The sequence below is a fragment of the Thermodesulfobacteriota bacterium genome (genome assembly GCA_040758155.1).
Classification (GTDB): Bacteria; Desulfobacterota; Deferrimicrobia; order Deferrimicrobiales; family Deferrimicrobiaceae; genus UBA2219.
Genome location: JBFLWB010000112.1, coordinates 19,741 through 28,760, shown reverse-complemented (window position 1 = coordinate 28,760; position 9,020 = coordinate 19,741). Strand labels below are relative to the sequence as shown.

At 65.8% G+C, this 9,020-nt stretch carries 5 protein-coding genes; 4 read left to right on the top strand and 1 reads right to left on the bottom strand.

The window, feature by feature from the left end; genetic code table 11:
• A partial coding sequence (locus AB1346_07245) for a ribonucleotide reductase N-terminal alpha domain-containing protein (protein MEW6720227.1) occupies positions 1 to 3,486 on the bottom strand: 3,486 nt, incomplete at its 3' end.
• A gap of 451 nt (positions 3,487 to 3,937) precedes the next feature.
• On the opposite strand from AB1346_07245, the gene AB1346_07240 reads away from it, so the two are divergent.
• From AB1346_07240 to AB1346_07225, 4 genes are read left to right on the top strand one after another with little or no spacing between them, the layout of a single operon-like run.
• On the top strand, positions 3,938 to 5,986 hold the full coding sequence (locus AB1346_07240) for a cytochrome b/b6 domain-containing protein (GenBank protein ID MEW6720226.1): 2,049 nt from the start codon (positions 3,938 to 3,940) through the stop codon (positions 5,984 to 5,986).
• Positions 5,983 to 7,242 (top strand): cytochrome c3 family protein, encoded by a 1,260-nt coding sequence (locus AB1346_07235; GenBank protein ID MEW6720225.1) that lies wholly within the window; start codon positions 5,983 to 5,985, stop codon positions 7,240 to 7,242. The genes AB1346_07240 and AB1346_07235 overlap by 4 nt, the downstream gene beginning before the upstream one ends.
• Positions 7,239 to 7,934 carry a cytochrome b/b6 domain-containing protein gene (locus AB1346_07230; protein ID MEW6720224.1) on the top strand — a complete coding sequence of 232 codons (696 nt, stop codon included), beginning with the start codon at positions 7,239 to 7,241 and terminating at the stop codon, positions 7,932 to 7,934. Before AB1346_07235 ends, AB1346_07230 begins: the two co-directional genes overlap by 4 nt.
• Complete coding sequence (locus tag AB1346_07225) at positions 7,931 to 8,992, top strand: hypothetical protein (GenBank protein MEW6720223.1); 1,062 nt, start codon at positions 7,931 to 7,933, stop codon at positions 8,990 to 8,992. The genes AB1346_07230 and AB1346_07225 overlap by 4 nt, the downstream gene beginning before the upstream one ends.
• Positions 8,993 to 9,020 lie beyond the last annotated feature (28 nt).

Below are 9,020 nucleotides of genomic sequence, written 5' to 3'. Positions count from 1 at the left end.
GCCGGGGAACATCGCGTCGAAGTTCTCGAGGTACCATTCGATGGCCTTCGATACGGCGTCGGCGCAGGAGAGGATCTTCCCGCCGTTCCCGCCCCAGGACGGGAGATGGCACGAGATCCCCTTGAGCTGCTTGACGATCATCTCGGGCTGGACCCCCGAGCGCAGGGCGAGGGAGACCAGCCGGCCGATCGCCTCCGACTGGGATGCGGCGCACCCTCCCGCCTTCCCCATCTGGTTGAAGACCTCGAAGATCCCCTTGTCGTCCCGGTTGATGGTGACGTACAGCTTCCCGCAGCTCGTCTTGATCTCCTTCGTGACGCCGATCAGCGTGTCGGGGCGGGGGCGGGGGCTGACGAACTGCGCCTCGGCGGTTTCCTTCGGCGGCTCCGCCTTGCGGCCCACTTCGCCGATGTTGAGGACCTGCTCCTCGCGGCTGCGGTCCCGGTAGACCGTGACCCCCTTGCAGCCGAGGCGGTACGCGAGGAGGAACACCTTCCGGATGTCGTCCCGGGTGGCGTCGGCGGGGAAGTTCACCGTCTTGGACACCGCGTTGTCGGTGTACTTCTGGAAGGCCGCCTGCATCCGCAGGTGCGCCTCGGGGGAGATGTCGTGGGCGGTGACGTAGCTCCTGGCGACGTCGTCGGGGATCCCCTCCACGTGCTTCAGCGACCCCTTCTTCGAGATCTCCTCCATCATGGCGGCGGAGTATAGCCCCCGCTTCCGCATCTCGGCGTCGAAGAGGGGATGCACCTCCAGCAGGTGGTCGTTGTCCATCACGTTGCGGATGTAGGACAGCGCGAAGACGGGCTCGATCCCGCTCGAGACGCCGGCGATGATGCTGATCGTCCCGGTGGGGGCGATCGTCGTCGTGGTGGCGTTGCGCCGCGGAGCCAGCCGTTTCTCCGGGAACACGCTGACCTCGTAGTTGGGGAAGGCGCCCCGCTCGCGGGCGAGGTTGACGGAGGCCGACGCGGATTCCTCCTGGATGAAGCTCATCACTTCCTGGCCCACCGACAGCGCCTCGTCGGAATCGTACGGGATCCCGAGGCGCAGGAGCATGTCGGCGAACCCCATGACGCCGAGCCCGACCTTGCGGTTCCCCACCGTCATGTGGCGGATCTCGGTGAGCGGGTAGTTGTTCATGTCGATCACGTTGTCGAGGAACCGGATCGACGTGTGGACCGCCTCCTTGAGCTTCTCGTAGTCGACGCGGGCGCGGCCGTCCTCCTCTGCGACCATGTTCAGCAGGTTGATGGAGCCCAAATTGCACGATTCGTAAGGCAAAAGAGGCTGCTCACCGCACTGCAGAACATTCACGTATTGATGGCAAGGATCCCCATCGATTTCCGCGGGGAAGTGGCCGACGTAAAAATTGTGGAAGTCGTCGACCGTCCCGTTGTAGACGTCTTCGAACCCGTCCGGGACCACCGCGGTCACCCGGTGGTTGTGCGTACCGGCGGATTCCTGAAGCGCATGGAACGTCGGGAAGCCGAATTCCGTCCCGAGCCGTTTCGGAATCCCCTTCTCGCCGCACCGCTCTTCCCATTCCCGCTTCAACGGCATCCGCCCGATCTCGAATTTCAGGTCGAGCAGGCATTCGATCTGCTTCCGCCGGGTGTTCTCCGCCTTGGCGGAGTATGCGGAGAGCACGCCTTCCGTGATCCTGCGGCGAATGCCTGAATCACCGTTGTGCCGGGACAGGTAGCACGAATGCGTGCAGAATGACTGTTCCCGCCGGGCCCATTCGACGGAAAAGACGGTTCCGCATTGCTCACAGGTCCGTTCGGCCATGACCACGTTGCCGTCGAGGAAACAGGGAAGGTCGGTTGCGTCCTGGCAGTGCAGAAGCTTATGCATAGCCCTGTCATGGATGGCTTCCATGAAGGATCCGCGGTTTTCCGCCATGGCCGTTTTCACCGCAGCCGCATGACGGGAGCGGAATTCCCCACCCAGGAAACGCATCGCCGTTGCGCTGCCGATCCGCTCCTTAGTCTCCTTGCCGCGCTTCGCGCCGACGTGGTGCTTCAGGCGGATTTCCCGCTGCTTTTCGGGATCGTTCATCCAGTTCTTTTCGGGGAACCGCCGCATCGGGTTCTTCTCGCCCATGCGGCTCTCCGAATGGAGGCGGTCGTGCTCCTCCTTCGTCATGACGGCGAGGTTGGCGGGATCGTTGTGGAGCCCGTCGAAATCGCGGTGATGCACGATGTGCCGGCCCCAGTCGATGCTTCTGCCGGTCCGGAGACGATGGTGGTAATTGGCGATGAGCCTGTGTTCGAGGTTCCATTTCCGGCAGTCGGTCGTGGAGACCCACCGATAGGGCTGCGTGCTGCTGTTCGAATGGGGAAGCAGTTTTTCGAACGTCGATGTCCTGCGGGTCAGGAGGCTCAGGCTGTCGCCGGGCAGGAGATCTTTGGCTTCCCTGGCGCTTCCGTCGGACAGGACGAAACGATGGTTTTCCGTGACCCGGAGCGAGCTGCCGTCGTCGAGGAGCACCTTCAGGATCGGCAGGTTCCGTCCGGTCACCCGCGGATTCCGCATCATGCGCACGGAAGGCCGTCCGTTGTCGTTCCGGCAGAATACGGGAACGTCCTTCCCTTCCTCGGCGAGCTGCCGGATGGACATGGCTCCCCGTCCGTCCGCAACGGCGACGATCGTATCTCCCGCAAGGCACGGATTGGTGCTCTCGATGGCTCCGATGCGCGGGGTGGGGTTGTCCCGGTTGATCCGGTCGATGAAGATGATCCCCGGCTCGCCGTTCCGCCAGGAGGACTCCACGATCTGCTCGAACACCTTCCGCGCGGAAAGTCGCGCCGTGACCTCGCGGGAGTGGGGGTTCACGAGGCTGTATTCCTCGTCGCCCTCCACCGCCTTCATGAAGTCCTCGGTGAGGGCCACGGAGATGTTGAAGTTGTTCAGCCGGTTCGTCTGGCTCTTGCAGGTGATGAAGTCGAGGATGTCGGGGTGGTCGACCCGCAGGATCCCCATGTTCGCGCCCCGGCGGGTCCCGCCCTGCTTGATCGTCTCGGTGGCCGCGTCGAAGACGGTCATGAAGGAGATCGGCCCGGAGGAGATCCCTTTCGTCGACCGCACGACGTCTGCGTGCGGCCGCAGGCGCGAGAAGGAGAAGCCGGTCCCGCCGCCGCTCTTGTGGATCAGCGCCGTGTTCTTGACCGCCTCGAAGATGGACTCCATCGAATCGTCCACCGGCAGGACGAAGCACGCCGAAAGCTGCTGCAGCTCCCGCCCCGCGTTCATCAGGGTGGGGGAGTTCGGAAGGAAGTCCAGCCGCAGGATCGGCTCGTAGAACGTCTCGGCCCAGCGAAGCACGACCTCCGGCAGCGCTCCGTGGTAGAGCCCCTCCGCCAGCGCGATGTTGTAGGCCACCCGGGCGACCATCTCCTCGGGGGTCTCCAGCGCTCCCCCCGCCGGCCCCTTCCGGAGATACCTGCGCTCCAGGACGGTCCGCGCGTTTTCCGAGATCGGCATGCGGCCGTACTTCTCCAGCATCGCCTCCATCCATTCCTTCGGCGGATGCTCGGAGAGACCCTTTCCCGCGGCGCGGCCGGTCGCGCCGCGGGGCGCGTGGGCGGCATCCGGGGAGCTTGCGGGAAATGCGGACGGGACAGCGGGGGTCATTTCCATTCATTCTCTCCGTTGGTCCGGTGGTGGGGTGTCCGGTTTCGGGGTAGCTTATCTTGTGGTCGAAATTTCACCGGATACAAGATATTGTGCCCGCGAGGGAGCTGTCAAGAAAAAGTACGGATTTTTTTCGCCCGGCCCCGAACCGCCCGCAGTCCCTGGATATTCCCGGGATGGAACGCCGGTGAGCCCAATTTCTCCTTGATTCCGGGAGGGCCGGTGAGTATTTTAGTGTTTTGGCCGTTATCCCCGCAACCTTCAAGCTGACGACTCGAATCACATACCGGGAGTGGAGCTGATGCCAATTCATTGCCTCCGGGTCCCGATGCGGCATCCCGCATCGTCGATCCTGCTCGCCGCGTTCCTCCTCGCCTTCCTGGCGGGATCCGCCCTTGCGCTGGACAACGGGCAATGCAACGACTGCCACGGCGACAGCGGCATCGCGGGCTGGTCCGCCGAGGAAAGGGCCTCCAACGTGACGCCCGGAGGGGCGAAGAAGCCGCCCGCCATCGCCGGCAGGTTCCCGGGCATGTCGCTCCACGTCGATCCCGAGGCCTACAAGAACTCGGTGCACGGCGACCTCTCCTGCATGGACTGCCACGGCGACATCAAGGAGCTCCCGCACGCCGCGAGCCTCAAGCCCGTCGACTGCTCCGGGTGCCATTCCGAGGCGGCCGCCGCCTACGCGAAGAGCTCGCACGTCGTCACGTTCCGCCGGAGGGCGGTGCAGAACCCGCCCCGGTGCGTCGATTGCCACGGCGCCCACGCCGTGCCGAAAGCCGCCGCGGCTTCTTCCCCCGTCAACTTCCGCAACGTCGCGGCCACGTGCGCCCGTTGCCACGGGGACGAGGAGGTCGCCGCGGAGCGGGGGATCCCCATCCCCGGCGCCGCGCGGATGTACGCGAAGAGCGTCCACAACCGGGCCATCGTGGAGAAGGGGCTGAACAAGTCCGCAAGCTGCATCGACTGCCACGGCGCCCACGACATGAAGGACCACAGGGACCCGGCGTCGCCGATCAACAAGGAGAACCTGCCCGCCACCTGCGGCCGGTGCCACTTCGGGGTCTACGCCATCTACAAGGACAGCGTGCACGGAACGGCGCTGGAGCGCGGCGTCCCGGATGCCCCCAACTGCGCGAACTGCCACGGCGAGCACGAGATCCAGGCCGTGACCGGCCCGACGATCGCCGGCGTCACCGGCGCCGGCGCTTCGTGCGCCGTCTGCCACGGCGCCGAGAAGCTGGCGGCCCGGTACGGCGTCCCCGTCGAAAAGGTGGAGGGGTACGAGCAGAGCTTCCACGGCCTCTCCGCGCGGCTGGGAGACAGGACCGTAGCCGACTGCGCCTCCTGCCACGGCACCCACGCGATCTTCCCGTCGAAGGACCCGCGCTCCACGGTCAACGCGCGGAACCTCCCCGTGACCTGCGGGAAGTGCCACCCCGGCGCCACGGAGAACTTCGCCAGAGGGAACGTCCACGTCGGCCCCGGAGGCCTGGGCGGGACCATCAAGTACTGGACGGAGACGCTCTACATCTGGCTCATCGTCCTCGTCATCGGCGGCATGCTCGTCCACAACGGGTTCGACTTCTTCCGGAAGATGCAGGCGATGTACAGGAAGCGGCAGGAGCAGCGGCAGCCGATGTACGAGCGGCTGAACCGCAGCGAGCGGATCCAGCACCTCCTGACGCTCACGACCTTCTTCACGCTCGTGGTCACGGGGTTCGCCCTCAAGTACAAGTGGTCCATCCCGCTGATCCCGGAGGAGACCAGCGTCTTCCTGCGGTATTGGGGGCACCGCGTCGCGGCCGTCCTCATGATCGTTACCAGCGTCTACCATGTCGGCTACGCCGCGTTCACCCCCCGCGGGCGCGGCCAGGTGATGCGGATGATCCCCCGCTGGAAGGATGCCACGGACATCTACGGCTCGATCCGGTACTTCCTCGGCCTGGATCATCACAAGCCGAAGTTCGACCGGTTCTCCTACGTCGAGAAGGCGGAATACCTCGCCCTCGTGTGGGGTACGATCGTGATGGTCCTGACCGGGCTGCTTCTCTGGTTCGAGGAGGAGGCGCTCAAGGTCCTCCCGCTGTGGGGTCTGGACGTCGCCAACATCGTCCATTACTACGAGGCGATCCTGGCCACCCTGGCCATCATCGTCTGGCACCTCTACTACGTTTTCATGAACCCCGATTTCGCGCCGATGTCCTTCACCTGGCTCGACGGGAAGCTGTCGCGCGACCTGATGGAGCACGAGCACGCCCTCGAGCTCGAGGAGATCGAGGCGTACGAGCGCAGCGGGAACCCCCCGCCCCCCGACGTGACGAGAATCGTCAAGGAGGAGGAATGAACGGGAGCCTCCGGCGCCGCCTGGCCGCGCTCCTCTTCGCGGCGGCGCTGTTCCCGGCGGGGCTCGCGGCGGCCGCCGCCCCCGGCGTCCCGGAGTGCCTGGAGTGCCACGGCGACAAGGGGATTACGAAGACGCTCCCCGACGGGAAGGAGGTCCCGCTTTACGTCGACCTGAAGGAGTACGGCAGGTCGGTCCACGCGGGGAGCGGCTGCGTCGCCTGCCACGCCGACGCGAAGGCCCCGCACGGCGCCCTCGCGAAGGTTTCCTGCGGCAGGTGCCACGGGGAAGCAGCCCGGTCGTTCGCGAAGAGCTCCCACGGGAAGCTGCCGGGGAAGGGGATCGCGAACGTCCCGGCGTGCAGCGACTGCCACGGAAAGCACGACATCCGCCGGTCGTCGGACCCGGCGGCGAGGACCTTCCGCCTGAACGTCGCCGCCGCCTGCACGCAGTGCCACAAGGAGCGGGAAGGGAAGGCCGGGACGCCGGAAGGAAAGGTGACGATCGCCTACGCCCAAAGCGTCCACGGGATGGCCTCGAAGGCGGGGCTGCTCGGGAGCGCCGTCTGCTCCGACTGCCACGGGAACCACGCCATCCTTCCCGGCGACGATCCGAAGTCGGCGGTGAACCGGCAGAACATCCCGACGCTGTGCGGGAAATGCCACTCCGCCATCCTCGATAAATACGAGGCCGGCGTCCACGGGAAGGGGATGCGCGGCGGGATCGCGGAGTCCCCGGTCTGCACGGACTGCCACGGAGAGCACGCCATCACGAGAGTGGAGGATCCCGCCTCCCCGGTGGCCGCTCGGAACATCCCCAGGACCTGCTCCCGCTGTCACGACAAGGAGGGGATCTCCTCCCGCTACGCCCTCCCGAAGAAGCGGTTCTCCTCCTACATGGACTCGTTCCACGGGATCGCCGTGGAATACGGAATGACGACGGCGGCAAACTGCGCCTCCTGCCACGGGGTGCACGACATCCTGCCGTCGTCCGACCCCGCCTCTTCCATTAATAAGGCGAACCTGCCGAAGACGTGCGGCAAGTGCCACCCCAACGCGGGCCCCAACTTCGCCAGGGGGCCGGTGCACGTCGAAGTGAGCCCATCGAAGGCGCCGGGCGTCTTCGCGATCCGGGTCTTCTACATCCTCTTCATTTCCTCGCTGGGGATCCTGTTCCTCCTGCACGTCGGGTTCGAGCTGTACGGACGGTGGACGCGCCGGCGCGAAGGCCCGCCGGGAGGGAAAGGGGGGGCGCAATGAGCGATTCCGGCAAGGCGGAGGGGACGGTGGTCCGCATGACGTTCCTCTTCCGGGCGCAGCACATGCTGCTGACGGTCCTGCTGCTGGTCCTGGCGGTGACCGGCTTCGCGCTGATGTACCACGAGAACGCGGTCGCCCAGGCGATCATCCGCTTCGAGGGGGGGGTGCAGAACCGGGGTGTGGTCCACCGGGTCGCCGCCGTGCTCCTGCTGGCGAATCTCGTCTACCACGTCTTCTACATGCTACTGACGAAAGAAGGGAAGGCGGAGTTCCGCGACTTCTCGGTCACCCGGAAGGACTTCTCCGATTTCCTCCAGGCCATGTGGTACAACCTCGGCCAGGCCGACGCCTACCCGCGCATCGGGAAGTACGGCTTCCGGGAGAAGTTCCAGTACTGGGGGACCGCGGTGGGGATCGTGCTCATCGCCGCCACGGGCATCATGCTGTGGGCGGAGACCTTCTCCATGCGCTTCTTCCCCAAGTTCGTCCTCGACCTGACGCTGATCGTCCACGGATACCAGGGGCTCCTCGGCTTCGTGATCCTCTTCCTCTGGCACATGTACAACGTGCACCTGCACCCTTCCTCCTTCCCGATGAACGCCGCCTGGCTCACCGGAAAAGTGTCGGCGGAATGGATGCGGAAGGAGCACCCGCTGGAATACGAGCGTCTGAAGGAGGACGGGACGTTATGAGGCGGTTCCCGCTCGCTGCCGCGCTGCTTCTCGCGGGAGCCCTCCTCGCGGCGTCCGCGCCCGGCGCGGAAGGCGCGATCTCCATCGAGAAGTGCACGCTGTGCCACGGCAAGCCCGAGTTCCGGAAGCTGCTGGTGGACGGCGCCATCCGCGACCTGTTCGCGTCGCAGGACAGCGTGAAGGGGTCGGTGCACGAGAAGAGGGTGTGCACGGACTGCCACTTCGACGTGAGCGAGATCCCGCACCGGACGCGCCCCCGGCGGGTGAACTGCACCCATTGCCATTTCAAGGGGAACAAGGAGGGGGCGCCGCAGTCCGACAACGTCCTTGCGTACTTCGAGTCGGCGCACGGGAAAGCGATCGCCGCCGGGAACGCGAAGGCGCCGCTGTGCCAGGACTGCCACGGCGGCCACCAGGTACTCAAGACGAAAAGCCCCGAGTCGAAGGTCGCGCGGGCCAGCGTCGCCGAGACGTGCGGCCGGTGCCATATGGAGATCTACGCCAGATACAAGGGGTCCATCCACGGCGCGGCCGTCGCGAAGGGGGTCAAGGAGGCGCCCTCCTGCACCGGGTGCCACGGGGAGCACAGCATCTACTCCCATCTGGATCCCCGGTCGACCGTGTACCCGACGCATGTATCGGAGCAGTGCTCCAAGTGCCACGCGTCGGTGGTCATCATGAGCAAATTCGGGATCGAGGCGGAGCAGGTGGCGACGTACAGGGAGTCGTTCCACGGCGTGGCGAGCGGCTTCGGGTCCCGCACCGTCGCGAACTGCGCTTCCTGCCACGGGGTCCACGACATCCGGCCTCCGGAGGATCCCCTCTCCATGGTGAACGTGAAGAACATCCCCGCGACGTGCGGGAAATGCCACCCCGGCGCGTCGGCCCACTTCGCGGAGGGGAAGATCCACGTGGACCCCACGAAGAAGGAGGCGGGGATCATCTACTGGACGGCGACGTTCTTCAAGTACCTGACGATCTTCACCATGCTGGCGCTGGTCGGGCACATCTTCCTCGACATGTACGGCAGGACGCGGCGCCTCCGCGGAGAGCGGTGACGGTCCGACAACCACCCGAACGGGAGTC